This is a genomic window from Bilophila sp., assembly GCF_057864385.1.
In genome coordinates, this window is the sequence record NZ_DBMAFI010000007.1 from 37,984 (window position 1) to 62,281 (window position 24,298).

Here is a 24,298-nt window from a genome sequence, read left to right on the forward strand (position 1 = left end):
CAGTATCCTTTTATCCTTCGGAGGTACCATCATGATCCCCATCAAAGAAAAGCTGGAATCGGACGTTCTTATTGTCGGCGGCGGCATTGCCGGGCTTATGGCCGCTATTGCGGCGGCGGATAAAGGCGCGAGCGTGACCCTATTGGACAAAGCCAATACGAAACGCAGCGGGGCGGGGGCCACGGGCAACGACCATTTTCTCTGCTATATCCCGGAGAAGCATGGCTCCATCGATGTGGTCTATGAGGAATTCATGGACAGCCAAAACGCCACCAGCAACGACACGCCGCTTGTCATGCGCTTTCTGGAAACCAGCCCCACCATCGTCAACATGTGGAACGACTGGGGCATCAACATGAAGCCCACCGGGGATTTCCACTTTGAAGGCCATGCCTATCCGGGGCGTCCGAAAATCTTCCTCAAGTATGACGGCCACAATCAAAAAAAGGTGCTCACGGAACAGACCAAGAAACGAGGCGTCCATATCGTCAACCACTCGCCGGTACTGGAACTGTTCCGTGATGCGGACGGAGTCACCGGAGCTCTGGCCCTCGACATTTCCTCCGACGAGCCGGCCTACCGCATCGTAAAGGCCAAAGCGGTAGTGGTCGCCACAGGATACGTCAGCCGCCTGTTCACGACCGATCCCACGCCGAGCCAGATGTTCAACACGAACATGTGCCCTTCCGGGACCGGCGACTCCATCGCGCAGGCGTGGCGCTTGGGGGCCCATCTCGTCAACATGGAAAAGACTTACCGCCATGCCGGGCCCCGGTTCCTCGCCCGCTGCGGCAAGGCCACATGGATCGGCGTCTACCGCTACCCCAACGGCAAGCCCATCGGCCCGTTCATCACCAAACCCAATGTGGAAACCGGCGACATGACCAGCGACATCTGGGCGTCCGCCTTTACCGATCTGAAGCTCAACGGCACGGGCCCCGCCTATATGGACTGTTCCGGCGCGAGCCCGGAAGACCTTGAGCATATGCGCTGGGCCATGCGGTGCGAAGGGCTCACCGCGCTGCTCGACTATATGGACAAGGAAGGCATCGATCCCGGCAAACATGCCGTGGAATTCGGACAGTACGAAGCCAACCTCTGTACCAACGGCATCGAAATCGACATCAACGGCGAGAGCAATATCCGCGGCCTGTTCGCGGCGGGCGACATGATGGGCAACATCAGCGGCGACATCGGCGCTGCGGCGGTCTACGGCTGGATCGCTGGGCATCACGCGGGGGACTACAAAACGCTTGGGCAGCCCGCTGATGTGGACGGGACGCCTTTCTGCCAGGAACGCATGGCTTTTTTCAGCGGCCTGTATGAACGCAGCGGCGGCGCGTCATGGCAGGAAGCGAACTTTGCTCTCCAGCAGATCATGACCGAATATGCGGACTGCGGCCCGCACCGTCTGCGCTCCGATACGCTGTTGACGGCAGGCATCAAGTATCTCGGTGACCTGCGGAAAAAAATCAACAAGGAAATGTCGGCATCCGACTCCCACGAACTGATGCGCGCTGCGGAAGTGCTCAATCTGCTCGATCTCGGCGAAGCGCTCATGATTGCGGCACGTGAGCGCAAAGAAAGCCGGGGACGTCATTTACGGGCCGATTTCACCTTCACGAACCCCTTGCTCCGCGACAAGTTCCTCCGCGTCTGGCAGGAAGACGGTACGCCCCGCACGGCATGGCGCGACCGCCTGAAATAGGCGATACGCCGGGGAAACAACCTCCCCGGCTCCGCCATACGGCCGCCCTTCCCAATTGCTTTCCAAAATTCCGCCAGAATTCCGAAGCATACCGGTAAACGCCCATACATTCCCTGTCTGGTCAGGCCATCCTTCCCTCATACCAACAGAGGTCGTTATGAATCCCGTTCAGGCTCTCAAGTGGACCATGACCCTGCTTATCCCTTGCGGCATCTATTTCCTTTCTCCACAAGAGGTTTCGCCGCATTTCCCACTATACATGGGGATTACCAGCGCCGCCATCATAGCGTGGGCGCTCAATGTATTCCCCGCCATCGGCGTGGCGGCGATGCTCACGTTCGCCTATATCCTTTGCGGCGTAGCGGATGCCGAAGTCGTATTCGGGCCGTGGGCTACCGTGCTCCCGTGGCTGAGCTTCGCGGCGGTCATCATTGGCGAAGGCATGGAAAAGACGGGGCTGGCCAAGCGGCTGGCCTTGCAATGCCTCAAGCTGACCGGCGGCTCCTTCAACGGTCTTGTGGCGGGATTCTTCCTCGCCGGGCTCGTGCTCGTCGTCATCCTGCCCTCGATCCTCGCCCGCGTAGTCATCTTCTGTGCCATCGCCGTAGGCATTATTCAGGCGCTCCAGCTTGATGCCAAGTCCCGTATGTCGTCCACCATCGTCATGATGGCTTTCTTTGCGGCGGCGGCCCCGCAGTTCATGTTCCTGCACTCTTCGGAGTCCTTCATCTGGGCCTTCGGGATGATGCTCAAGGGGACGGACAAGACCGTCAACTTTTGGGATTATGTCTATCAGGCAACATTCATCAATTTGATATACTACGCTTTGTCCATGGCAACGGTCTACATCGTGAAGGGGCGCGAAACGCTTGTTTCCGGGGCATACTTCTCCACGTTCATCGAGCAAAGCCGCCGTGAAATGGACCCCATCCAACCTCGTGAGATCAAGCTGCTTATTCTCGTCCTCGGCATCATCCTCGGCTTCATGCTGGAGCCCCTGACTCATATTGATCCCGTATACGTCTGTTGCGTGCTGGCACTCCTGAGCTACCTGCCCGGCATCAATGTCCTTGACCGCGAGAGTTTCAGCAACCTGAATATCGTATTCCTCGTGTTCATCACGGGCTGTATGGCTATCGGCTTTGTCGGCGGCAGTGTCGGCGCGAACAAGTGGGCCGTGGCGAGCATCGTGCCCCTGCTTCAGGGATGGGGCGAAACCATGTCCGTCGTATGCGCCTATATCGCCGGGGTCGTCATCAACTTCCTGCTGACCCCGCTTGCAGCGACGGCCGCGTTTACGCCCGCCTTCGGAGAGCTGGGGACGGCCATGAACGTAAACCCGCTCCCGCTGTTCTACGCATTCAATTTTGGCTTAGACCAATACATCTTCCCGTATGAAGCCGTCTACTTCCTCTATATTTTCATCACTGAAAAGGTCCTGCTCCGCCACATCGCAACCGCCTTGGCGATCCGTATGCTCATCGTAGGAATCTTTGTCGTCGTGCTTGCCGTACCCTATTGGAAGGGTATCGGCCTAATGTAGCACGCTCAAAAATGGCGGGAGCCCCCTGCTGGTTCTCCCGTTCACCTTTCCATTTCCAGCCACCCGAAGTGTTGCCCCAGATAGATTTCCGGGGCAACATTTCTGTCTATGCTGTACGATAGCTTACCCATCTTTCATACTTTTCGCCTTTGGCTGATCGTTCTTACAACGCATTATTGACACGCCTGTTTTCGTCTCGTACCCTCTATGAGAAAAATTACGAAAACCTATTCTCAATGCGGCTTCAAGCGGCTTGGATCTTATGAGCATCATAGCTCCCCTTTATTGACCTTTACCTTTTATATCCCATGAATATTCAGCCTTTTACCTGACGACTCCCCGCAAGGTGCATGGAATGCGCTTTCCTGTCTGCGTCGGGTCTGGCAAAGCCTCAGCCCCTTCATGGGAATGGAAAGCACCGCCTTTAACCCAAACCATATTGTCTCCACAAACAGGTGCAACCGACACGACGCGGAACTATTGGAAAACCGTCATGAAATTTCCAAATGGTTGCCCTAGAAGAGGACAACGCGGCTCTAGAGGATGAAAGATACATGCCGTGTAGCTTTTCTCCCACGGGACATCATAAAATGAGGCGAATATGATCACGTTATCCGAAGCAGTACTTGACGAATTGAAACGCCTAAGAGGGCGTACCGAACGTACGTTCCGCATTGAACCCGGATGTAGTTGCTGCCACAGCCCGACGTTGGAATTGATTCTGGACGAACCTGAAGACGACGATGTAACCATGGAAGTTTCCGGTTTTACGTTCTGCATCAAGAAGCATATGTTGGATCAGCTCGGCAGCGTCCACATTGAAGCTGACCACGTAGAGGGATACCGGATATTCTCGGAACGGTCACTCTCCTCCTTTGTCAAAAACGGGCGCTTTTGCGCTTCATAACTCTATCCATAGAAAAGGCCGGAAACATTTCCGGCCCTTTCATTTTATCCGCCAAGGCGGACTCTGCTTGATACTCGCGCCGGTTCACTCCATTTATGGAGCTCCACCTTCAGCATGCTCTCCTCCCTGAGCCGACTCCCCAAACGCCTCCGGTCAGAAGCGAATCCCTGTGCTTCCCCAGCCCACGGACAAAGCAATAAGAATATGCAGCCATGCCGAGACATTCACCTTTTTCGATGACTTTCTAAAAAATTCATTTTGAATTTCAGATAGTTGAAACACAACTTTCATTGTAAAAGCGAATGCCTCGTCATGCCTGCGATCTTGCCCTCTTCCCGGCTCTCCGCTATCTTACGCCAAGATACGGTATCGGCCCGTTTCCTTTTCGATACCGCCAACGAGGAGATAGACAAATGCCCTTGCCCATGCCCGAAGAGGAAGAACTACACCGCTGTCCTCACGGAGAACGATGCCAAGCCCTAATGCTGTGCTCTCTGGACTGTGCAACAAGTGGCGCCCACCCAGACAGGAAAACAAAGGCCGATGGCCGGTTCATCGTAACTCCGTGGTGGTGCATCCATAAGTGCAAATGGTTTTCGGAACACAAGAACGAAGTGCCCAAAAAGCCCTGATCCGTCGAATAGAAAAGGCTGTGTTATAGAAAATGGTTGATGCTTTTTTCTTGAAGCTCCAAAGGGATAACCGAAAAAATGCCTTAGCCGTGGAGCCCGCCAAGGAGAAAACTGGAAAAAAGGCTGTATTTTTCACCGCACTGTGGAGATGAAACAACCACATACGATTATAATAGAGCCATAGAAAAAATCCCCCAAACAGACGCTTGGGGGATTTTTTATCAAACAGCCGCTTCAGAACTTACTTCTTCAGCCAAGGCATGAGGGCACGCAGCTTGCTGCCCACCTGTTCGATCTGGTGATCGTTTTCGATACGGCGCTTCGCCTTAAAGCTCGGGTAGCCGCAGCCACATTCAAGGATGAAGTCACGAGCGAACGTACCGTCTTGGATTTCGCTCAGAACCTGCTTCATGGCCTTGCGGGTTTCATCGGTGATAATGCGGCGGCCGGTACGGTAGTCACCGAATTCGGCGGTGTCGCTGATGGAGTAACGCATCTTGCCGAAGCCGCCTTCATAGATGAGATCAACAATAAGCTTCATCTCGTGGCAGCATTCAAAATAAGCGATTTCGGGCTGATAACCGGCAGCAACCAGCGTTTCGAAGCCGGCCTTGATCAGTTCGGTCACACCACCGCACAGGACGGCCTGTTCGCCGAAGAGGTCGGTTTCGGTTTCTTCCTTGAAGGTAGTTTCGATCACGCCGGAACGCGTCCCGCCAATGCCCTTGGCATAGGCCAACGCCTTCTGGGTGGCTTCGCCGGTGGCATCCTGATAGACGGCAAACACGCAGGGAACCCCGCCGCCTTCCGTGAAGGTGCGGCGAACCAGATGGCCGGGGCCCTTGGGAGCCACCATGAACACATCCACATCTTTCGGAGGCTCGATCTGGCAGAAATGAATATTGAAGCCGTGAGCGAACACCAGAGACTTGCCGGGCTTCAGGTTCGGAGCGATGTCTTCGCGGTACACGCGGGCCTGATGCTGGTCGGGCAACAGGATCATGATCACATCAGCGGCAGCGGCAGCTTCCGCGGCGGACATGGGGGCAAAACCGTGCTCCTTGGCAAGAGCGTAGTTGGCACCACCGGGACGCTGACCAACAATCACGTTTAGGCCGGAATCACGCAGATTCTGGGCATGCGCATGGCCCTGGCTGCCGTAACCGATGACGGCAATGGTCTTGTTTTTGAGAAAATCCAGGTTCGCGTCCTGTTCATAGAAGGCTTTCATGTTCTCTCCTTAACTGGTAACTCCAAACATTCCGAAAACACGGCCCAACGCGGACCGTCCCAGAATCACCTGCGGGCATGCGCCTAAAAGCGGATTGCTCGAAAACTCAAAATACACAAGAGCACAGAAGCTGGCAATATCCCCCTCTCCATAAAAACATAACGGATGCTATACGGAAAAGGGGGAAATCCAATCCACTACGGCTGTTTTTGAAGCCAGAAACAGCAATTCAAAAGATAAACGCTAAAAAAGCGGCCCGCGAAAATTTCCACGAGCCACTTACAAAATCGTTTAGATATCGTCGCTCTGCATCGTACGCCGGACAGCGAGCGTTCCCGTACGGGCAAGCTCCTTAATGCCGAACTTCTGCAGCAACTGAATAATCGCCTGCAACTTGGAGTGATCGCCCGTTGCTTCCAACGTCAGGTCGGTAAGGCTCACGTCCACGACCTTGCAGCGGAAAATGTCCGCTATGCGGAGCACCTCGCCGCGCTTGGATTCTTCCGCGTGAACCTTGATGACCATCATTTCCCTTTCAACATAGGCCATACCGTAAAAGTCGACGACCTTGACGACGGTCACCAGCTTGCGCAACTGCTTGACGATTTGTTCGATGATCTGCTCGTCGCCGCTGGTGGTGATGGTCATGAGAGAAACCCCATCCTCAAGGGTGGGGGCCACATTGAGCGACTCAATGTTGAAACCGCGACCGCTGAACAATCCCGCCACGCGAGAGAGGACGCCCGGTTCATTCTCAACAAGTACAGACAAAACGCGCCGCATTCTTCCTCCAAGAGCTGTTAAAGTTCACCCAAGAGGGCAACACCTATACGATCAACATTTCGTCCAGCGAGGCCCCGGCCGGTACGATGGGAGAAACATTCTCTTCCCTATCCACCAGCACGTCAATAACAGCGGTCCTCGGTGAAGCCAGAGCCTTGGGCAACAGCTCCTCAAGCTCTTCTTCCGTCGTAATGCGATAACCTTCCGCGCCATATGCGTCCGCCAGCTTCACGAAATCGGGCTGCCCCTTCATGTCCGTGGCGACGTAGTTGGCATCATAAAAAAGTTCCTGCCACTGGCGAACCATGCCGAGATGCCGATTGTTCAGAATGAGGATCTTGACGGGAAGCCCATTTTCGACAGCCGTCATCAGCTCCTGAATGTTCATCTGGATGGAGCCGTCTCCCGCGACATCGACAACAAGGCGATCCGGAAAAGCCAGCTGAGCCCCGATTGCGGCGGGAAGCCCATACCCCATCGTGCCGAGGCCACCTGAGGTCAAATACGTCCGCGGCTTATGGTACTTATAGAATTGGGCCGCCCACATCTGGTTCTGCCCCACTTCCGTGGTGATGATGGCTTCGCCCTTCGTGATCTCGTACATGCGTTCGACGACCTGCTGCGGCTTCAACACATCGCCCTTGGCCCATGAAAGCGGATGCTCCTTCTGCCATTCCAGCACCTGCCCCATCCAGTCCGCATGATCCCCTGCCCAGTCCTTCTGGGCATGACCGGATTCCAGAATGGAACGCAACCCCTGCAAGGCGCTGAGCGCGTCGCTCACAACCGGCACTTCCACCCGGACGTTCTTACGCAATGTCGTCGGGTCGATGTCGATGTGCACGATTCGCGCGTTGGGAGCAAACTGGGACAATTTACCCGTAACGCGGTCATCAAAACGGGCTCCAACAGCCAAAATGACGTCGGCCTGAGTCACGGCACGGTTTGCCGCAAAAGTTCCGTGCATGCCGAGCATGCCTATCCACAGCGGATCATCGCCGGGGAAAGCCCCCAAGCCCATCAGCGTGGAGCAAACCGGAGCGTGCATGAGATGAGCCAGCGTACAGAGTTCCTCTGCCGCATTGGCCATAATCACACCACCACCAGCCACAATGAGCGGTTTTCTGGACGTAACGAGGACATCCATTGCCCGCCGGAGCTGGTTCAGGTTGGCCCGGAACGTGGGACAGTACGACCGCATCACCACATCTTCCGGCCAAACGAATTCACAGCTTGCCTGCTGGATGTTCTTAGGAATGTCGACAAGCACAGGGCCGGGACGCCCGGAGCGCGCCAGATAGAAAGCCTTCCTGACAGTTTCGGCCAAGTCTTTGACGTCTTTGACCAAAAAATTGTGTTTCGTGCAGGGTCGGGTGATCCCTACAATATCCACTTCCTGAAACGCATCATTTCCGATAAGCGGCGTGGATACTTGCCCCGTAAAAATAACCATGGGGATGGAATCGCTGTAGGCCGTCGCAATCCCCGTCACAGTATTGGTCGCACCGGGGCCGGACGTAGCGAGACAAACCCCAACCTTTCCGCAAGCCCGCGCATAGCCGTCGGCGGCATGGACAGCACCCTGCTCATGCCGCACGAGAATATGGCGTAGATCCGGGTGGTTGGACAGCTCATCATAAATATCAATGACAGCCCCGCCGGGATAGCCGAAGAAAAGGTCAACACCTTCACGCTTCAGACTTTCCAAAAGGATCCTAGCCCCGGTGCACAACATTAGTTGCCTTCCTGTTCGTTATAGCCGTCGAGGATGGCGTGCAGGCGCGTCTTCCCTTCAAGCTTCTGTTTCTTCAACTGCTTTAACGTCTGTTCTTCCGTAGGCGTGCGATAGACCTTGGCTTCGAGCTTTTCTACCTGCTTTTCATAAAGAATATGGTCTTCCCAGAGTTCTTTCAGTTCAGGATTGACGGCGGCGTACTTTTCCAGAAGAAGAAGCTCACGCTGTTCCATAAGACTTTCTCCAATAATAGAGGTTTGAAAACGACACTGGAACGCGACGCTGTGCGTTACCGTTCCTTAAATGCATAGCCCAAAAAACGAGGAAAGGGAATGCCAATTCATGGCTGACTCCCAGAAAGGCGCTTTCTTCCTTTGCTGGCGGCCGCCCCTTCTTTCTATTTTCACAGGTTACAGCATGGCCGCATACTGGAACAGGGAACGGACCACGATGGACTGCACCAACTGGATGGCGATAAGCACCACGATGGGGGACAAGTCCAACCCGCTGATATAGGTAAAGGGAAGCCATTTGCGGATCCTGTACAGGACGGGCTCGGTTAAGGCATTCAGCGTACGAACCACGGGATTGTACGGATCAGGACGAACCCAAGTTAGCAGGGCGGAAATGATAACAACCCAGAAATACAAGGTTAAAAGCGTATCCATAACCCGCGCGATGGCGAAGATGATATTGCCAAGCACAAACATGCTACCTCCTATTAAAGATACGTGGATGGACGTTGTCAAATGCGGTCCAGCAGAGGAAGCCGCTCCAGCGCACTGCGCAGATGCGCAAAATTGTCGATATGCACGGCCGCGGGCAAATCCGGGCTGTTGTATGCCAACAGGGGAACTCCGCCGCCTTGTGCCGCAGCGGCATCCGTAGCGCTATCGCCGATAAACCCTACCACTTCAGGGCCACACTGCCATGCTTCAAGGATACGGTGAACCCCGGCAGGATCGGGCTTTGAAGGAACAATCTCGGCGGTCATGACCGGATCGAACATCTCGCGCAGGTTGAAGCGGGCCAACAAGTCCCACATGCCACCTCCACGATTCGTATGGATTCCGAGCCGGACGCCCCGCCCACGCAACCAATGCAACATCTCCTCCAGCCCCGGCTCAAGCTCCAACTGCGGCAACGCTACATCCCTATACGGGTAACGCTCCGCAATAGCTGGCAGGAGCTTTAGTTCCTCCGGCGAAAAAATATACTCAAGCGCCTCCTGCGCCGTGGACATTTGAACATATCCTGCCTGTTCCGGCGTAATGGAAGGCTTGCCGACTTCCCTCAATAACAGATTATAATAACCGATATTTACATCCCGGGAATCGACCATGACGCCGTCACAGTCGAAAATAAGGCCGGAAAGCCCTGCGGGAAATGTCCTCTCAAGCAGAGAAGCCAATGTCGTCACCGAGGATTGCATCATGCCTGCTCCAACACATCGTCTGCTGTACAAAGAATCACGAGTTGCCGTCTGTCAAGCCATGGCCTATCCGATTGCGGCGCTTTTTTTCCGATCAGCTTCCACATCGGCTCCTCGCCATAGGTCACGGCATAGCCCGCCGGGGCATGCCAGCCTTCAGGCAATCGGGCCAAGAGTGACGGCGATACGGGGTCCTGACATATGCCGGCTTCCGCAAACGCTTTTGCCATCCGCTGATCCGCCGTACAGACCATCGTTCCTTCCGGCAATAAAATTGCAAACAAATCCAATATAAAACGCCATGAAGGCAACAGTGTGGCCGGATCATCAGGAACCAGATCCCGCATCATACCAAGCAGGCCGGAAAGCATGTCCACATCTTCATCGGAAGGCTCCGTCTCTGTACCACGTCCCCCCAGATGCGCTGCCAATTTCTCCGCCCCCGCACGATAACGCGCCGAGAGCTGCTCCATATCCAGAACCCGTTCTTCCTGAAGCCAGCCCAGCAAGAGAAAACGCTGCGCCCAGCGACGCATATCTTCCGTTAACACCGTATCTTTTCCGGCCTCTCGGCATTCGCCTGTTTCAGCGAAGCGCTTCAAATCCTCCCGCTCCTGTGAAACCTTCTGAGCCGCGGATGGGAAAGATGCCGCCGTATCCGAAAGGGCAGCAATACCCGCCTCATCAAGCTGCGCCAGTTCCGCAAGGCAAGCTGCCGCCTCCGTAGGCGTATAAGGCAAAAAAATCTTATGCCATACATCAGGGGCTCGTTGCCCCCAATAGCGGCTCGAAAGCCCCGGCCAAAGAGGTCGAACACTCCCCGAAAATCCCTCAGGGAAGAATTCCCGGTGCATCGTCGGAACATATACAATAGAATCATTCGATTCTTTTTGCATGATACATCCTTTGTAACAATTCTCTTGCAGCCGCCCTGCATCTTGACCTCTAAACCTCACAGGCGTACTGTGCCAGCATTGATTCCCGTGATCCGCCCAGCAGTGCGGATTTGGCCTTCCGGCCTCGTCAAGGCCCCCATCCCGCCACGGCATTTTGTTGTGTACCCTGATGGACAGAAGGATGCAACGCCCTTTGCTTGACCTGCCCGGGATCCATCGGTATATCTCTGTCCTATAAAAACGGAGGCCTTTATGTACGGTATCGGCATGCAAGAATTGCTTGTAATTCTCGTTATAGTAGTGCTTATCTTCGGTTCCAAAAAACTCCCCGAAATCGGCGGCGGGCTCGGTAAAGCCATCCGTAATTTCAAGCGGGCCAGCTCGGAACCCGACGAAATAGATATCACCCCAAAAGACGAAAAGAAAAAAGACGATACAACCCATTCCGCATAGTCCGCCCCGATTTCAGTTCAGGGTCAATCCTTACTGGCGTTTTTGGGTAATATCTGTCAGAATAATTCCACTCCTTCAACGGAGGTTGGCAGCAACGCAAGGCATATAAGGAAGGCCACCATGAAAGTCGAACAACTTTCCATTTTTCTTGAAAACAAAGCCGGTCGGTTGGCGCAGGTAACCAAAACGCTGGCGGAAGCGGGAATCAATATCCGAGCCCTCTCTCTGGCCGATACGTCCGATTTCGGTATTCTCCGTCTCATTGTGAATGATACGGAAAAAGCCATCAACATCATGAAGGAAGCGGGATTCACCGTTGGGCGTACCGCTGTCGTTGCAGTCGAAGTAGACGATCAGCCCGGTGGGCTGAACAACATCCTTGAAGCCTTGTCCGGCCAAAACGTCAATGTGGAATACATGTATGCGTTCGTGCAGGAAGGCGGCGGCAGTGCTACCATGATTTTCCGCTTCGATCGGATTGATCAGGCCATCGAAGTGCTGAAGGCCAAAAACATCCCTATCATCCCCGCTGACCGCATCAACGGTTAGTGAACAGGTTCCCAAAAAGTCCCCACTCCCAAGGTGGGGACTTTTTTTATCCCTTCTCGCGATCAAACAGAAAAGGTTCCGTCATAGCATATTGCTGTTTTATTTCAGTATAATGCTGAAAACAGAGACTTTTTCTCCAATTTTTCCGCTGACGGACTCCATGATGGGCGCACTTTATTGGTTATTCCTTTGGAATTTCAAGAAATAAAGCATCAACCGTTTCCTATGGCACAGCCCGCAGGTGAGTATGTCCTCCTTCATAGAAAAAAGCTGACTCACTGTGGATGGGATTGAGGGCTCTCTTCCACCTACACGAAAGAAAGACGCCGCCGGAAATCTCCCGACGGCGTTTTTCTTTCAGCTCAAAGAGCGGCTAAAGCCAATCAAACCAACGCTTCCACGACCCCTGGATCTGCTCACGGGCTTTCTGTGACTGCTGCTCACGGTACCTATAGTACGCAGACAGGGCCTTTTCCTTCGCATGAGTACTGACTTCCGGCACATCGGGGAAATTATCCACAATGTACGTATAGCGCCGCCAAGCCGGGCCATAGTTGTTCATGTTCCAGAATACATCGCCCAAGTACAGCTCATGTTCAGCAAGGAGCCGACGGCAATTTTTCATTTCCTCGACAGCTTTCTGAGCGTATTCAGTATCCGGGTAGGTCTCCCTCAACCGTCCGAAGAACTCCAAAGCCTCCTGCGTCGACGTCGTGGGCCGATCTACGGAAATAAAACTCTTCAGATTAGACATCCCTACCTGATACAAAACGTAGGGAATAGCCTCATGGCGAGGGTGAAGCGATTCAAACTCTTTATAAGCTTCGGCTGCCTCAGGGTATTTTTCGTCAAGGAATAAAGCGTCACCAAGCGACAATTCCGCCTCAACCGTATAAGGGCTGAACGGGAAGTTATCCTTGAGCTTCGTATAGTACTGAGCAGCCTGTGAGTAATTCTTCTCTTGCATGGCGTCGTTGGCGCCTTCATAAAGCTCCTGAGCCGTATCTTCTGGCGGAGGCAGGAAGAAATAGTCAATGATGCCACACCCAGAAAGAAGCAAGAGACATGCGGCCAGCACTAGATGGCGAAAATACATGCTTAGGCGTCCAGTTGTTCAAGATACGTAAAGGCAGCCGTAGCGGCTGTAGCCCCATCCCCGACGGCGGTCGTCACCTGACGGCACATCTTGGAACGGATATCCCCCGCCGCAAAGAGTCCCGGCAAATTCGTCCGCATCTCGCAATCCGTAATGATGAACCCCTGCGGATCCAATTCGAGACCGGCGGGCAGGAAGCTGTTTTGAGGCTCATAGCCCACAAAGACGAACATCCCATCCACAGGAAGCTGTGTTTCTTCACCGGTCTTGACATTTTTCAGTTGAAGCCCCTGCAACGAGCCTTCTCCTATCAAACCGGTTACCACAGTATCCAACACCAGTTCAATCTTGTCCGAAGCGGCGCGGATTTTATCCTGATAAACCTTGGCGGCGCGGAAACCTTCCCGCCGATGGATCAAATACAGCTTGCTGGCAATCCTAGAAAGGTACAACGCCTCTTCCAGCGCTGAGTTCCCTCCGCCAACCACGGCAACGACCTGATCGCGGAAAAAATTGCCGTCACATAAGGCACAATACGAAACCCCCCGTCCCGTGAGTTCCGTTTCACGCGGCACACCCAGAGGACGGGGATTGGCACCAGAGCAAACAACGACCGCTTTCCCTACGATGGTTTCTTTCCCTATGCTGAACAACCAGCCGCCGGGAACCTGCTCCATCTTGAGAACCGCATCATTATACCGATCCAGTTCGTAGCCATCCAGATGCGCAGCGAACGCATCCGCCATCTCCCATCCCTTAATCCCTTTTGGGAATCCGGGATAGTTCTCAATGCTTTCCGTCTTGAGGATTTGCCCCCCGGGAGCAAGCATTTCGATCTGAGCTACGGAAAGTCCGGAACGGCAGAGATAAAGGGCGGCAGTGATCCCAGCGGGGCCGCCGCCTACGACAATGGCGTCGTAATGCTTCATGCCAAAGCCTTTTGTTCGATCATAGTCGTGATGCTGGACTTGGATACGGCACCGGTAACCTGCTCAACGACTTCACCGTTCTTGAAAAGAATAAGGGTAGGAATGGCGCGAATCCCATACTTGCCGGGGGTAGAGGGGCTTTCATCCACATTCAGCTTGACCACGGACAGCTTGCCTTCGTACTCATTGGCGAGCTCATCAATGATGGGGCCGATGGCACGGCAAGGGCCGCACCAAGGGGCCCAAAAGTCAACCAAGACAGGAAGCTGGGACTGCAACACAACGGCATCAAAGTTGGAATCATTCACTTGGGTAGCCATTACCGACTCCTTACGAAAGTTGCTTGTTAAGAAACAAACTGGTGCACTTTTTACGAGAAAATGCAGTGCCTCCAACGTAGCAATTGTAGGTGCGAGATCTCAGGGTGTCAAGATGCTGCGGAAAAGATTCACTCTTTGAGAAAAACGGCCCAAGCTGTTTAAAAAGGAAGTAGAGGGACACGCAACTCCCCAAAATCATCAGGGAGTTTTTGCCCACGAGGAATTGCGGGGAACGCCAATCCCTGCCCGTACCCCTTACAGGCCAGCAATTCTCCCGCATGTGCGATCATGACGGCGTTATCGGTACACAGAAATCTTGATGGCAACAAAAGCGGCTTGCCCACTTTCCTGGCAAGCGCATGCATTGCGGCCCGAACCTGCGTATTGGCGGCCACACCGCCAGCGACGACGATTCCGGCGATCCCTTTTTGCCGCTCACGGTAAAACGCCTTCTCCATCTTAAGGCTCAGCGTTTCAGCCACAGCCAACATATAGGATGCGCAGACATCACACAGGGCGGGGGAAGCCGAGTCGGTACCGGCTTCGCGGATACGTCTGCCCTCCTCCACAAGCGCGGGGTGTTCGTTGAGATATGTCAGTGCGGCCGTCTTCAATCCGCTGAAGCTGAAATCCAAATTATCCACATGAGCATATGGACGCGGGAATAGGCGCGCATCGGCAGTCCCCTTTTGGGCGAGGCGATCCAGCAACACTCCGCCGGGATATGGCAGCCCCAGCATCTTCGCGAACTTGTCGCAGGCTTCCCCGGCAGCGTCATCGAGCGTACGCCCAAGCAGTTCCAGCGACTCCGGGGCGTCTATTCTGTAAATATGGGTATGCCCGCCGGAAACGAGCAGTCCGAGCAGCGGATACTGCAACTCATGTTCAAGGCCCACGGCCAACAAGTGCGCATGCAAATGGTTGACGGCAATAAGCGGCTTGTTGCCCGCCAAAGAAAGCCCTTTTGCAAAGGCCACACCGACAAGCAAGGCCCCAAGGAGCCCGGGGCCACGGGTCACCGCCACCACATCCACATCTGCGAGGGTCAATCCCGTGCGGCGCATCAATTCGTCATATAATGCGCCCAAAAAACGGTAATGCTCCCGGGAGGCGATCTCCGGGACGACCCCCCCAAACAGGGCGTGCACATCCATCTGCGTGGCAAGCACGGATTCCACACACTTCCCGTCCCTGACCAGTGCCAGCGCCGTTTCGTCACAAGATGTTTCGATACCAAGGCAAAGCATGACAACCCATCGTGTTCAATAGAAAAAACAATATCCCTGATAAACGAACGATCGACCCATTCTCGGCATGCGAACATGCCCTGAGGTCGATCGTCCGTCCATCACGCTGCCGGACCGTATCCGGCCATGCGCGGATTACTTCTTGTAAATAGCATTGACCGCTTCGACATCCTTGCGGGAACCGATAAACAGGGGCACCCGTTCATGCAGCGTGGTCGGCGTAATGTCCAGAATGCGGTTATAACCGTCGCTTGCGGCACCGCCGGCATTCTCCGCAACAAAAGCCAACGGAGAGGCTTCACACAAGTACCGCAGCTTCCCACGGCTTTTTCCCTTGCGGCTGTCCGGCGGGTACATGTAGATGCCGCCGTACAGGAGCGTCCGGTGGAAGTCGGCAACCAGCGAACCGACGTACCGTGCGGAACAGGGGGCCGCATTCGGATCGTCAGGATGCTTGAAGTAGTCGATCGCGGCACGTGCCTTATCATCCCAGTGGTTCCAGTTGCCCTCATTGACCGAATAGATGCTTCCGGCCTCAGGGATACGGATATCGGGATGGGACAACAGGAATTCCCCCACGCTCGGATCAAGCGTGAACCCGTGTACCCCCTGACCAGTCGTGTACACCAACATGGTCGAAGTGCCGTAGAGGAAGTAACCGGCGGCTACCTGCTCGGAACCGGGCTGGAGGATTTCATCAAGCTGCACTTCACCGGTGCGTCCGGGCTTGCGGCGCAGGATGGAAAAAATGGTCCCGACGTTGATGTTCACGTCGATGTTGGAGGAGCCATCCAGCGGGTCAAAGATCAGCATGTAATCCCCACGGGGGAATGCCGCGGAAACGCGCACCAATTCCGCGTTCTCTTCGGAAGCGATGGCGCACAGCACACCGGAACGCTCCATCCGGTACAGAAGAACCCTGTTGGCAAAATCATCAAGCTTCTGGACATTCTCACCCTGAACGTTGATATCCCCGGTGCCGCCAAGAACATCAAGCAGACCAGCCTTATTTACGCTGCGGGCTATGATTTTGGCCGAAAGAACAAGATCATGAAACAACGCAGTAAAGTGGCCCGTCGCCTGCGGAGCCCTCTGCTGCTGCAGAAGCAAATGTTCGGTGACGGTGATTTCAGAAGACATGAGCCCTCCTTATGGGTCCTGTGAACGATCTGAAAGTGAATCAAGAAATCGCCTTTGAATAGCCATCGAAAACGGGCATGCAGCACCTTGATCAATCTGTAATGGCCGATTCCTCCATTCCCAACCCCTTAATGGGGGGGAGCGGCGCTGTCAGGATGCTGCTCTCTCCGCCTTCGATGACAGAGGACTCCGTGACCGGAGCCAGCATGCCCTGAGAGCTGAAGGCCGCCGGGTGGGACAGCGCATCCAACTGTCCGGGCTGTTCGGGGAAATGCCCTTCCGAAGGCGTCGCAAACACAATCGGCTGCGTCCCAAGGAAACGTACCATCCAGATGAACGATCCGGTCTTGTTGGATACCATACCATGTGTGGAATCTTTTGTGAGTTCGTTCCAGTCCTGCCCCGTCAACGGCGTGGCGTCAACCGCAAAACGGCCCGGCCACAAAACCCCCTGTGGCGCCAGCACAACAAGATCCTCTGCGCCGCTGGTATAAGTGAGGAGCGAACGCATGTCAAAATGAGCCACGAGCAATCCCAACATTTCCGAACCGGAGTAAATGGGAATACTGATCAACACTTCTGGCCCAAGCGGCGTATCCTCAACCAAACCGCGAAGGCCCCGCAGCTCGTTGCCTCTGGCTTTTTGCTCCAGCATCTTCGCAAAATCAAGCTCTTTCATGGCCGCCGGAGGCTCCTGTGCGAGAACGGTGCCGCCGGCGTCTACCGCCGCAAGGCCGGAAAGCCACGGGAAGCGGTGGAAGAGAATCTCCACGGATTCACCCGTCGGCGGCCTGTCCGAGTTCTGAAGATACCGCTCGAGCTGCTCAAGCTGGATGTCTATACCCACCATGCGAGAGGCGAGCATCGTTTCGGCATCATTCAATACCCCCTTGTCCTCATAGTCAATCTGGGCGGGGGGATTGATGTATTCACCGTAAAAAGCTTTGGTGCTTTTCCATGTGCTGTCGAGCGTGGAACAGCCTCCGATAAACACCAAAGAGCCAATCAGGGCCGTCGTGATAAAAGAACTCTGCAAAGACACACCATTCTCCAATGTAAACAGGCGTACTATACGCGCGCCCGTGCTTCGAGGCGATCCGCTAACGACTCCAGAAGGGACATCAACTTGTTCTGCCCTCCCACGTCGCCATACGAAGGTTCTCCCATTTCCGTCTGCTCTCCGGGTTCACCACTGTTTCCAGCCATCCGGGAGGCCAATGCGACGACACTATCATGTAATTCTCTGGCTTCTTCCGGTGTAGGCGCGGCAGCTTCAAGCTCCTGATAGATTTCAAGAGCGCCGACAATGTCCCCCTGTTCCGCAAGGACATCTGCCATGGAGCGGGTCCGCAGTGTCGGCTCTTCAGGATTCTCATCAGCCATATGGCCTGAATCCTCATCATGAACCATATGATCCGGTTTCGCTTTGTTTGGCAAAAAAGGCGTCGCGCGTGGAGGCTGCTCCCTGACGGGGGCACTTTCCTCAAGCATGCTCTCAAGGAGTTCCGCATCAGCGAGGGATGACTCCTCTACAGGTGCCGTGCGGAAAGAAGAAGAAGAAGAAGAAGAAGAAGAAGAAGAACGCTCCTGAGCGGAGGGCGCAACCGTACAGAGGTTTTCTCCGGGAAAGACGCCGCATGTGGGATCGGAATCCGAAGCCTCACGAGGCTGGGAAGAGGAGAAGCTGCGGCGGACGTCCTGCAATATGCCTAAGCCGCTCTCCAGAATCAGGCTCAGCGAGCGTTCCGGGTGGCGTATCGTCGAGGCCATCAACCGAATAGCCAGTGCCAAATCCCTGTTCTTCTCCGAAACGGACTCAGCCCACACTTCCCAGAAAGCAGGATAGTTTTCCAGCAACCCCGTTACGGCGGAAAGTTCCTCAGAACACTCGCCGGAACGGGATTGTTCAAAAAGAATCTGGATCAGCAAAAGGCGCGCTTCGAGAAAAACGGACGAATGCCGCAATCCTGCCCGCAATACCTCTATGGCTTTGTCCGGCTGTTGCGAGTCTCTCAGGAGTTTCGCCAGCGGAAAAAAAACTTTGGAATCAGGGTCCAGTTTAAGGACTTCCTGATACCACTCAATTTTTTCCATCATGAGGCAGGGCTCCACGCGCATTCGCATCTTCCGTAAAAAGATAAAGAATTTCGTTACTGCGAACGAAATTCAGCCGCTGCCGGATCATCTTTTCCACATACTTCTCGTCAGACTGCAGGAGGCGGATTTCCCTGCTTAGCCCCGCATTAACGGCATCGAAGGCATCGCGCTCCTTGAGCAGTTCCGCATATTGCGAAGCCAGTTCCCTATACGAAACAAGGCTCTGGTGCCCCCACAGCAGGCGAGAGGCAAGAACCACATTGACGATAATAGCCAGAATGAGAATAAAAACTTTCCAAAGCGTGGCCTTGGAAGATGTATTTACGGTGCTTCGTGCGTTCATCATGCAGCCCGATCGTTTTCCCGCCAGATGCCATAAAACTTATAGAAGTAATTCAGGCCGGAAAATATCGTGAGCACAAGGGCAATGTAAAGCAGAAAATTTCCAATCAAATGCACGTTTACGCCCAAAAGCGGATAATGGAGCAAGAGAGGAATGATGGCGATGATCTGCATGACGGTCTTGACCTTGCCGTATTTGTCCGCGGCAATAACGACGCCCTCATCAATGGCCATTGCACGCAAACCGGTCACGGCAAGCTCCCGGCCGATGATGATGATGGTCACCCATGCCGGAACCCATCCCAGTTCCACAAACATGATCAGGATGGAGCAGATGAGCAACTTGTCGGCAAGGGGATCCAGAAACTTCCCGAAGCTCGTAACCATATTCCCCTTACGGGCAATATGCCCGTCTAGGAAATCGGTAAGCGACGCAATCCCGAAAAGCACCGCTGCGAGAAAGCAGGTGATCTTCCCCGGAAAATACAACAGGAGAATGATAGGAACGACGAAAAAAATCCGGGCCAGTGTAAGCTGATTTGCCAAATTGAACATAGTATTACCCGCTTTTGGCGACAGTTGTTGGGTCTCTATAGCACAACCATTGTGAAAGGCAAAGAGCAGAATTCCCCACCACAGCGGCTTTGCTTCAGATAACTATCCCATGTTCAAGGCAATATAAAAACAGGCGGATCAGCCTGCGGAGCGGCCAGATCCGCCTTACAGCATATTTCGACGGAAAATCCCTATTCACCCTCGGTCGCGGCGATAACGGCGTCCGCGAGGGCCATGAATCCCTGACGCGCCGGGGAGTTTTCCGTCAAGGAAACGACCGGCACGCCCCGATCCGCAGCGATGACCGTGGCGGTATCCAGCGGAATGGCACCAAGGAACGGCAGCTCATATTGTTTCGCAAGCTGCTCTCCGCCGCCCTTTTTGAACAAATCGATTTCCTTCCCGCAATGCGGACAGCTCAATCCGCTCATGTTCTCGACGATGCCGAGGATAGGGGCCTGTACCTGCTTGAGGAAATCAAGGGCCTTGCGGACGTCGGCAAGGGAAATCTCCTGCGGCGTGGTCACAACGATACACCCCGCATCGGGGATGGCATCCAGCACGGTCAAGTGCTCGTCGCCCGTGCCGGGAGGGGAGTCGATGAGCAGATAGTCCAAAGCCCCCCACCGCACATCAGTCAAAAACTGTCTGATGGCCCCCGTCTTCTTGGGGCCGCGCCAGAGGATCGCCGTATCCTTATCTTTCAGGAAAGAATCCATGGAAATAAGCGACATGCGCTCACCACAGGGAACAGGCAGCATTTTACCGTCTTCGTCAGCCATGACGGACGCAGAAGCGCCCAGCAAACGGGGCACGCTCGGCCCGTGAATATCCACATCAAGGATACCGACCGTAAAGCCGCGCGAGGCCAGGGCCGTGGCAAGGTTGACCGTTACGGAACTCTTGCCCACGCCCCCCTTGCCGCTCATGACGAACAGCTTGTGGCGCACATCCTTCAGATTTTGGGAGAGTACTTTATTCTGCATAGCCGCGGTCATGGGGATCGTGGCCTGCCCCTGCGGGGCCTGATTGGAACATGACGACATGAAAAGACTCCTGAAAAGCGTTAGTCCCAAAAGGACCGTCCCGGTTTGCCACAAAAGACAGGGAAAAGAAACCTTACCAACCATGATCTCCGACAAGATCAACAAAGGCGACATTGCCGAAAGCCCTTGCCGTCACCCTGCCGTCGCGCTTGGATACGCGGAGCAGCTTCTGCTCCCTGCGCGCCCTTCCCACCGGGATAGCCATAATTCCGGGATCAGCTAACTGCTCAAGAAGCGGCAGGGGCAGATTCGGGCCTCCCGCCGTCACAATGATACGATCGAAAGGGGCCTGAACACGCCAGCCTAAAGTTCCATCACTGAGCTTCATACGAATGCCCGAACTTCCTTCCGGGAAAATCTCCCTTACGGCTTCGTACAACTCCCGCACACGCTCTATCGTAAACACTTCGAGCCCCATTTCCCTCAGTACGGCCGCCTGATATCCGGATCCCGTACCGATTTCAAGCACTTTCATTCCCGGCTTCGCCTCAAGCAACTGCGACATGAGCGCGACGATATAGGGCTGCGAAATCGTCTGCCCAAACCCGATGGGCAGGGCGTGCTCCTCATAAGCCCGCCCCTGAAGGGCTTCGGGGACGAAAAGGTGACGCCGAACCGTCCGCATGGCTGTAAGAACAGCCTCATCCGTGATGCCCCGCTCTTCAAGCAGTTTGACCATCCGTGCGCGCTGGCGTTTGAAATCGGGAAAAATCCTTTGCTGTCCGAGTTCTGTCATGAATGTTCCAGTAAAAAACACTACAAATATCCGCCGGGCGGCTTCCCAAAGCATACCGGAAGGCGTCGACCGCCACTTGCCTAGACGCTTTCCCTGTGCGAAAATGCTTTCTTACAGTATGACCGTCTTGCGCAAGAATGCAAGCTCCCGCCATCGCCTCAAACAGGTATTTTTGCATGGCCCCTTGATTCGTGCCTTAACGAATCCTCATCACTCCACCGAGCCATGCTGCACCTTTTTATGGAGAACAAATATGATTTATGTCAGCGACCTGATGACGAACAGAGTGTTTACGCTTCGGCGCACGGATACCCTTCAAGACGTGCGCTCCCTCATGCAGCTTGCCAAGATCCGCCACATTCCCGTGACCGAAGACGGGGATCATTTCGTCGGGCTGCTTACACACCGGGATCTCCTCGGTTATGCGGTATCGCATCTTGCGGAAATCAATCAGGAAGAGCAAGCAGAAATCGAGTCCGCCATTTTGGTCGGCGACATCATGCAAACGGATGTCAGAACAGTTTCGCCCGATACCCTTCTCCGGGAAGCGGCGGAAATCCTGTACCGCAACAAGTACGGCTGTCTGCCGGTCCTTGATGATGACAGGAAACTCGTCGGCATCATTACCGAAGCCGATTTCCTGCGTCTGGCCATCGCGCTGCTGCACGACGCTTGATCTCCCACTCGTCAACCCGTTGGAGCCCCTTTCATCACCGAGCGCGCTTTAAGGAAAAAAAATGGGTCGCATCATTCGTAATACCATCAGTTATGGCTTTGTGACACTCATTCTAGCTGCCTTAGGTTTTTGCATTTATCTCTTTCTGGACGACCTTGACGGGCCTGAAATCACCATGACGCCCGATACCGGGCGGATCTCGCCAACGCAGGAGATTACCCTCAAACTTATGGACGTCAAATCAGGCGTCCGCTCCGTTGTCGTCACCATCCACCGCAACAACCAGTCTCTGGTCATTCTCGATAAAGTATTCAGCGAGCCAGCCCCCGTTCAAACGACTTCGTTCAACCTCAAGAACGCGGGCCTTCGGGACGGCGCCTTTGAACTGGAAATCACGGCACGGGACAATTCCCTCATGAGTTTTGGCAAGGGAAACGGAACCACGCGCAAGTGGAACATGCAATTGGACACGCAGCCGCCTAAGGTCCGCATTAAAACGACGGTCCCCGCCCTGCGCCGTGGCAGCGTGACAGCCATAGCCTACAGCGTTTCGGAAGATGCCAGCATGACTGGTGTCCAACTCGGAGAGCAATTCTTCCCCGCTTTCCTTCAGCCAAGCGGCCTGTACTACTGCTTCTTCCCCTTCCCGTTGGATACGCCCAAAGGAAAGTTCACGCCGGAACTGATCACGCGGGATCTTGCCGGAAACGAATCCCGAAACAGAGTCCTCGTCAACGCCGGAGAGCGAAATTTCCGTAAAGACACCCTTAATATCAGCGACAATTTCCTAAACGGTAAGGAAGATGTTTTTAAGGAGCTGGTTCCTGACGACATTTCAAACCTCGAACGGTATGTGAAGATCAACAACGAAGTACGTATTTCCAATGAAAAAACGCTGTTGGAAATCGGCAAAAACACCTCGCCCACCATGCTGTGGAGCGGTGCATTCAAGCGCCTGCCGGGATCGGCCTCCAAAGCGTCCTATGGCGATCAGCGTACATATATGCACAACGGGGCGAAAATCGACGAGCAGACGCATATGGGGCAAGACCTCGCTTCCGTCGCCCACGCGCCGATTCCCGCAGCCAATGACGGCAAGGTCGTCTTTGCGGAACCACTCGGCATTTTCGGCAACCTTATCATTATCGACCACGGCCTCGGCTTGCAGTCCCTCTACTCCCACATGAGCGAAATTCAAACGAGCGTCGGCGCTACGGTAAAAAAGGGAGACATCATCGGGCTCACCGGCACAACCGGCCTTGCAGGGGGTGATCATTTGCACTTCGGCATCCTCATGCACGGCATCCAAGTACAGCCGCTTGATTGGCTGGATCCCAAGTGGATCAAAAACACCATTACCGATCGGCTTAATGCCGCTGGAGCCGAACGCTAAGGCGGATTAGCTTTAAAACTATGGATGGGGAAAGGAGAACTTTCTGGAGGACAGTTCTCCTTTCCCCAAAACTGTTTCCTCCCCACCCTCTTTTTTTCTGAATGTATGCTTACCAAAACTGCTCACAGTTTTTGGGATACGGATCCCCCTTAAGATTGATACGACTCCAATCGGCAGAAAAAGGGGCTGTCAGGGATGTGGTAATTTTATCTCCATAGTACAGTGAAAATACGGCCTTTTTCTTTGGTTTTCCGTTGGTGGGGTTCAAGGATTGATGCCTTTTATCGGTGAACCCAAACTTCAAAAAAGAAAGCATTAGCCACTTCCTTATGGCACAGCCAAGAAAAAATACGGGGGAGAGCCACACAAGACAATAAAAACGCCCTGCAAGACTCATTTTGCAGGGCGTTTGCATTTTCGCCAAAAGCTATCTTGCACAAGATAACACGCCGAATAGGATAGCCTTTTACAAAAAATAAGCGTTCAGAACACGCCTGTCAGAGCATATCCCCCGAATGGCATATTCTGTTGGGCAACTTAAAGCGTCTTCGGCTTACAGCTCTTGCCGCAGCCGCCACATCCGCAAGAACACTGCCCTTTCCGAGCTTTCTTTGCGCGCCAAACTATATACACTACCGCAGCCAAAACAATAAGGCTCACAATAACAAGCTGTATATCCATTGAGTTACCTCCAACCCTTCTCAAAAAACGTGCAATTGCACATTCGTTGATAAAAAATAATGATATTGAAATTCTTTGTCAAGTATAGACAAATATCATTGTTCCTCTTTTCAAGTGTGCGCACCTCGTTATCCTGTTTCCTAAAACGATTGAACAGAATAAACGGAAAAA

General features: G+C 54.1%; 26 protein-coding genes. 7 read left to right on the forward strand and 19 right to left on the reverse strand.

The features are described 5' to 3' along the window. Positions 1–31: 31 nt before the first annotated feature. The 3 genes from ACZM8Y_RS03595 to ACZM8Y_RS03605 all read left to right on the forward strand — a co-directional run bounded on the left by ACZM8Y_RS03595 (position 32) and on the right by ACZM8Y_RS03605 (position 4,158). A complete protein-coding gene (locus ACZM8Y_RS03595) occupies positions 32–1,708 on the forward strand; it encodes an FAD-dependent oxidoreductase (protein WP_482333053.1) in 1,677 nt (558 codons plus the stop codon). Between the two features lie 157 nt (positions 1,709–1,865). Then, positions 1,866–3,251, forward strand: coding sequence for an SLC13 family permease (locus tag ACZM8Y_RS03600; RefSeq protein ID WP_482333051.1), 1,386 nt, complete (start codon positions 1,866–1,868; stop codon positions 3,249–3,251). Positions 3,252–3,852: 601 nt separating this feature from the next. Further along, entirely contained in the window at positions 3,853–4,158 is a 306-nt protein-coding gene (locus ACZM8Y_RS03605) for a hypothetical protein (protein WP_302554283.1), read from the forward strand. Positions 4,159–5,031: 873 nt separating this feature from the next. On the opposite strand, the gene ilvC is transcribed toward ACZM8Y_RS03605, so the two are convergent. From ilvC to ACZM8Y_RS03640, 7 genes are all read right to left on the reverse strand, one after another. Next, the gene (gene ilvC, locus ACZM8Y_RS03610; RefSeq protein ID WP_302554282.1) at positions 5,032–6,021 is read right to left on the reverse strand and encodes a ketol-acid reductoisomerase; all 990 of its coding nucleotides are present in this window, start codon (positions 6,019–6,021) and stop codon (positions 5,032–5,034) included. A gap of 291 nt (positions 6,022–6,312) precedes the next feature. After that, positions 6,313–6,804 carry an acetolactate synthase small subunit gene (gene ilvN / locus ACZM8Y_RS03615; RefSeq protein WP_005026706.1) on the reverse strand — a complete coding sequence of 164 codons (492 nt, stop codon included), beginning with the start codon at positions 6,802–6,804 and terminating at the stop codon, positions 6,313–6,315. A 43-nt stretch (positions 6,805–6,847) separates the two neighbouring features. Further along, complete coding sequence (gene ilvB / locus ACZM8Y_RS03620) at positions 6,848–8,539, reverse strand: biosynthetic-type acetolactate synthase large subunit (RefSeq protein WP_479859458.1); 1,692 nt, start codon at positions 8,537–8,539, stop codon at positions 6,848–6,850. Next, positions 8,539–8,772, reverse strand: a complete 234-nt coding sequence (locus ACZM8Y_RS03625; RefSeq protein ID WP_302554280.1) for an HP1242/YdcH family protein — start codon at positions 8,770–8,772, stop codon at positions 8,539–8,541. Before ACZM8Y_RS03625 ends, ilvB begins: the two co-directional genes overlap by 1 nt. Positions 8,773–8,949: 177 nt before the next feature. Further along, entirely contained in the window at positions 8,950–9,249 is a 300-nt protein-coding gene (locus ACZM8Y_RS03630) for a YggT family protein (protein ID WP_302554279.1), read from the reverse strand. Positions 9,250–9,284: 35 nt separating this feature from the next. Continuing rightward, positions 9,285–9,974, reverse strand: a complete 690-nt coding sequence (locus ACZM8Y_RS03635; protein WP_479859459.1) for an HAD family hydrolase — start codon at positions 9,972–9,974, stop codon at positions 9,285–9,287. After that, positions 9,971–10,867 carry a hypothetical protein gene (locus ACZM8Y_RS03640; RefSeq protein WP_479859460.1) on the reverse strand — a complete coding sequence of 299 codons (897 nt, stop codon included), beginning with the start codon at positions 10,865–10,867 and terminating at the stop codon, positions 9,971–9,973. Before ACZM8Y_RS03640 ends, ACZM8Y_RS03635 begins: the two co-directional genes overlap by 4 nt. 252 nt (positions 10,868–11,119) lie before the next feature. Between ACZM8Y_RS03640 and ACZM8Y_RS03645 the strand changes: the two genes are divergently transcribed. Then, positions 11,120–11,320: a twin-arginine translocase TatA/TatE family subunit gene (locus ACZM8Y_RS03645; RefSeq protein ID WP_302554276.1), complete on the forward strand. Its 201-nt coding sequence runs from the start codon at positions 11,120–11,122 to the stop codon at positions 11,318–11,320. Between the two features lie 120 nt (positions 11,321–11,440). Next, on the forward strand, positions 11,441–11,869 hold the full coding sequence (locus tag ACZM8Y_RS03650) for an ACT domain-containing protein (RefSeq protein WP_302554275.1): 429 nt from the start codon (positions 11,441–11,443) through the stop codon (positions 11,867–11,869). A gap of 373 nt (positions 11,870–12,242) precedes the next feature. Here ACZM8Y_RS03650 and ACZM8Y_RS03655 read toward each other — a convergent pair whose 3' ends face one another. The 11 genes from ACZM8Y_RS03655 to ACZM8Y_RS03705 all read right to left on the reverse strand — a co-directional run bounded on the left by ACZM8Y_RS03655 (position 12,243) and on the right by ACZM8Y_RS03705 (position 21,377). Next, a complete protein-coding gene (locus tag ACZM8Y_RS03655; RefSeq protein ID WP_302554606.1) occupies positions 12,243–12,965 on the reverse strand; it encodes an outer membrane protein assembly factor BamD in 723 nt (240 codons plus the stop codon). Between the two features lie 2 nt (positions 12,966–12,967). Continuing rightward, positions 12,968–13,894, reverse strand: coding sequence for an NAD(P)/FAD-dependent oxidoreductase (locus ACZM8Y_RS03660; RefSeq protein ID WP_302554605.1), 927 nt, complete (start codon positions 13,892–13,894; stop codon positions 12,968–12,970). Continuing rightward, positions 13,891–14,214 carry a thioredoxin gene (gene trxA / locus ACZM8Y_RS03665; protein WP_294624935.1) on the reverse strand — a complete coding sequence of 108 codons (324 nt, stop codon included), beginning with the start codon at positions 14,212–14,214 and terminating at the stop codon, positions 13,891–13,893. Before trxA ends, ACZM8Y_RS03660 begins: the two co-directional genes overlap by 4 nt. 158 nt (positions 14,215–14,372) lie before the next feature. Beyond that, a complete protein-coding gene (gene tsaD / locus ACZM8Y_RS03670; protein ID WP_482334015.1) occupies positions 14,373–15,461 on the reverse strand; it encodes a tRNA (adenosine(37)-N6)-threonylcarbamoyltransferase complex transferase subunit TsaD in 1,089 nt (362 codons plus the stop codon). Between the two features lie 135 nt (positions 15,462–15,596). Then, complete coding sequence (fbp, locus tag ACZM8Y_RS03675) at positions 15,597–16,601, reverse strand: class 1 fructose-bisphosphatase (RefSeq protein ID WP_302554603.1); 1,005 nt, start codon at positions 16,599–16,601, stop codon at positions 15,597–15,599. A gap of 91 nt (positions 16,602–16,692) precedes the next feature. Beyond that, the gene (locus ACZM8Y_RS03680) at positions 16,693–17,643 is read right to left on the reverse strand and encodes a hypothetical protein (protein WP_482334019.1); all 951 of its coding nucleotides are present in this window, start codon (positions 17,641–17,643) and stop codon (positions 16,693–16,695) included. A gap of 26 nt (positions 17,644–17,669) precedes the next feature. After that, complete coding sequence (locus ACZM8Y_RS03685) at positions 17,670–18,698, reverse strand: tetratricopeptide repeat protein (RefSeq protein ID WP_489501580.1); 1,029 nt, start codon at positions 18,696–18,698, stop codon at positions 17,670–17,672. Continuing rightward, complete coding sequence (locus ACZM8Y_RS03690; RefSeq protein WP_482334024.1) at positions 18,682–19,044, reverse strand: FtsB family cell division protein; 363 nt, start codon at positions 19,042–19,044, stop codon at positions 18,682–18,684. Before ACZM8Y_RS03690 ends, ACZM8Y_RS03685 begins: the two co-directional genes overlap by 17 nt. Next, on the reverse strand, positions 19,041–19,595 hold the full coding sequence (gene pgsA / locus ACZM8Y_RS03695; RefSeq protein WP_302554536.1) for a CDP-diacylglycerol--glycerol-3-phosphate 3-phosphatidyltransferase: 555 nt from the start codon (positions 19,593–19,595) through the stop codon (positions 19,041–19,043). The genes ACZM8Y_RS03690 and pgsA overlap by 4 nt, the downstream gene beginning before the upstream one ends. A gap of 191 nt (positions 19,596–19,786) precedes the next feature. Next, a complete protein-coding gene (locus tag ACZM8Y_RS03700) occupies positions 19,787–20,641 on the reverse strand; it encodes an Mrp/NBP35 family ATP-binding protein (protein WP_302554535.1) in 855 nt (284 codons plus the stop codon). Between the two features lie 73 nt (positions 20,642–20,714). Next, positions 20,715–21,377: a protein-L-isoaspartate(D-aspartate) O-methyltransferase gene (locus ACZM8Y_RS03705; protein WP_302554534.1), complete on the reverse strand. Its 663-nt coding sequence runs from the start codon at positions 21,375–21,377 to the stop codon at positions 20,715–20,717. A gap of 253 nt (positions 21,378–21,630) precedes the next feature. On the opposite strand from ACZM8Y_RS03705, the gene ACZM8Y_RS03710 reads away from it, so the two are divergent. Together ACZM8Y_RS03710 and ACZM8Y_RS03715 are read left to right on the forward strand one after the other, a co-directional pair. Further along, positions 21,631–22,053 carry a CBS domain-containing protein gene (locus tag ACZM8Y_RS03710; protein WP_482334027.1) on the forward strand — a complete coding sequence of 141 codons (423 nt, stop codon included), beginning with the start codon at positions 21,631–21,633 and terminating at the stop codon, positions 22,051–22,053. A 61-nt stretch (positions 22,054–22,114) separates the two neighbouring features. Further along, on the forward strand, positions 22,115–23,446 hold the full coding sequence (locus tag ACZM8Y_RS03715) for a M23 family metallopeptidase (protein WP_479858287.1): 1,332 nt from the start codon (positions 22,115–22,117) through the stop codon (positions 23,444–23,446). 537 nt (positions 23,447–23,983) lie between these two features. On the opposite strand, the gene ACZM8Y_RS03720 is transcribed toward ACZM8Y_RS03715, so the two are convergent. After that, the gene (locus tag ACZM8Y_RS03720) at positions 23,984–24,127 is read right to left on the reverse strand and encodes a FeoB-associated Cys-rich membrane protein (protein ID WP_302554531.1); all 144 of its coding nucleotides are present in this window, start codon (positions 24,125–24,127) and stop codon (positions 23,984–23,986) included. Between the last annotated feature and the right edge of the window lie 171 nt (positions 24,128–24,298).

Bases quoted from the DNA above. Each gene is read 5' to 3' on its own strand.
- ACZM8Y_RS03595 (WP_482333053.1), top strand. From the start codon at position 32: ATGATCCCCATCAAAGAAAAGCTGGAATCGGACGTTCTTATTGTCGGC.
- ACZM8Y_RS03600 (WP_482333051.1), top strand. From the start codon at position 1,866: ATGAATCCCGTTCAGGCTCTCAAGTGGACCATGACCCTGCTTATCCCT.
- ACZM8Y_RS03605 (WP_302554283.1), top strand. From the start codon at position 3,853: ATGATCACGTTATCCGAAGCAGTACTTGACGAATTGAAACGCCTAAGA.
- ilvC (WP_302554282.1), bottom strand. From the start codon at position 6,021: ATGAAAGCCTTCTATGAACAGGACGCGAACCTGGATTTTCTCAAAAAC.
- ilvN (WP_005026706.1), bottom strand. From the start codon at position 6,804: ATGCGGCGCGTTTTGTCTGTACTTGTTGAGAATGAACCGGGCGTCCTC.
- ilvB (WP_479859458.1), bottom strand. From the start codon at position 8,539: ATGTTGTGCACCGGGGCTAGGATCCTTTTGGAAAGTCTGAAGCGTGAA.
- ACZM8Y_RS03625 (WP_302554280.1), bottom strand. From the start codon at position 8,772: ATGGAACAGCGTGAGCTTCTTCTTCTGGAAAAGTACGCCGCCGTCAAT.
- ACZM8Y_RS03630 (WP_302554279.1), bottom strand. From the start codon at position 9,249: ATGTTTGTGCTTGGCAATATCATCTTCGCCATCGCGCGGGTTATGGAT.
- ACZM8Y_RS03635 (WP_479859459.1), bottom strand. From the start codon at position 9,974: ATGATGCAATCCTCGGTGACGACATTGGCTTCTCTGCTTGAGAGGACA.
- ACZM8Y_RS03640 (WP_479859460.1), bottom strand. From the start codon at position 10,867: ATGCAAAAAGAATCGAATGATTCTATTGTATATGTTCCGACGATGCAC.
- ACZM8Y_RS03645 (WP_302554276.1), top strand. From the start codon at position 11,120: ATGTACGGTATCGGCATGCAAGAATTGCTTGTAATTCTCGTTATAGTA.
- ACZM8Y_RS03650 (WP_302554275.1), top strand. From the start codon at position 11,441: ATGAAAGTCGAACAACTTTCCATTTTTCTTGAAAACAAAGCCGGTCGG.
- ACZM8Y_RS03655 (WP_302554606.1), bottom strand. From the start codon at position 12,965: ATGTATTTTCGCCATCTAGTGCTGGCCGCATGTCTCTTGCTTCTTTCT.
- ACZM8Y_RS03660 (WP_302554605.1), bottom strand. From the start codon at position 13,894: ATGAAGCATTACGACGCCATTGTCGTAGGCGGCGGCCCCGCTGGGATC.
- trxA (WP_294624935.1), bottom strand. From the start codon at position 14,214: ATGGCTACCCAAGTGAATGATTCCAACTTTGATGCCGTTGTGTTGCAG.
- tsaD (WP_482334015.1), bottom strand. From the start codon at position 15,461: ATGCTTTGCCTTGGTATCGAAACATCTTGTGACGAAACGGCGCTGGCA.
- fbp (WP_302554603.1), bottom strand. From the start codon at position 16,601: ATGTCTTCTGAAATCACCGTCACCGAACATTTGCTTCTGCAGCAGCAG.
- ACZM8Y_RS03685 (WP_489501580.1), bottom strand. From the start codon at position 18,698: ATGATGGAAAAAATTGAGTGGTATCAGGAAGTCCTTAAACTGGACCCT.
- ACZM8Y_RS03690 (WP_482334024.1), bottom strand. From the start codon at position 19,044: ATGATGAACGCACGAAGCACCGTAAATACATCTTCCAAGGCCACGCTT.
- pgsA (WP_302554536.1), bottom strand. From the start codon at position 19,595: ATGTTCAATTTGGCAAATCAGCTTACACTGGCCCGGATTTTTTTCGTC.
- ACZM8Y_RS03700 (WP_302554535.1), bottom strand. From the start codon at position 20,641: ATGTCGTCATGTTCCAATCAGGCCCCGCAGGGGCAGGCCACGATCCCC.
- ACZM8Y_RS03705 (WP_302554534.1), bottom strand. From the start codon at position 21,377: ATGACAGAACTCGGACAGCAAAGGATTTTTCCCGATTTCAAACGCCAG.
- ACZM8Y_RS03710 (WP_482334027.1), top strand. From the start codon at position 21,631: ATGATTTATGTCAGCGACCTGATGACGAACAGAGTGTTTACGCTTCGG.
- ACZM8Y_RS03715 (WP_479858287.1), top strand. From the start codon at position 22,115: ATGGGTCGCATCATTCGTAATACCATCAGTTATGGCTTTGTGACACTC.
- ACZM8Y_RS03720 (WP_302554531.1), bottom strand. From the start codon at position 24,127: ATGGATATACAGCTTGTTATTGTGAGCCTTATTGTTTTGGCTGCGGTA.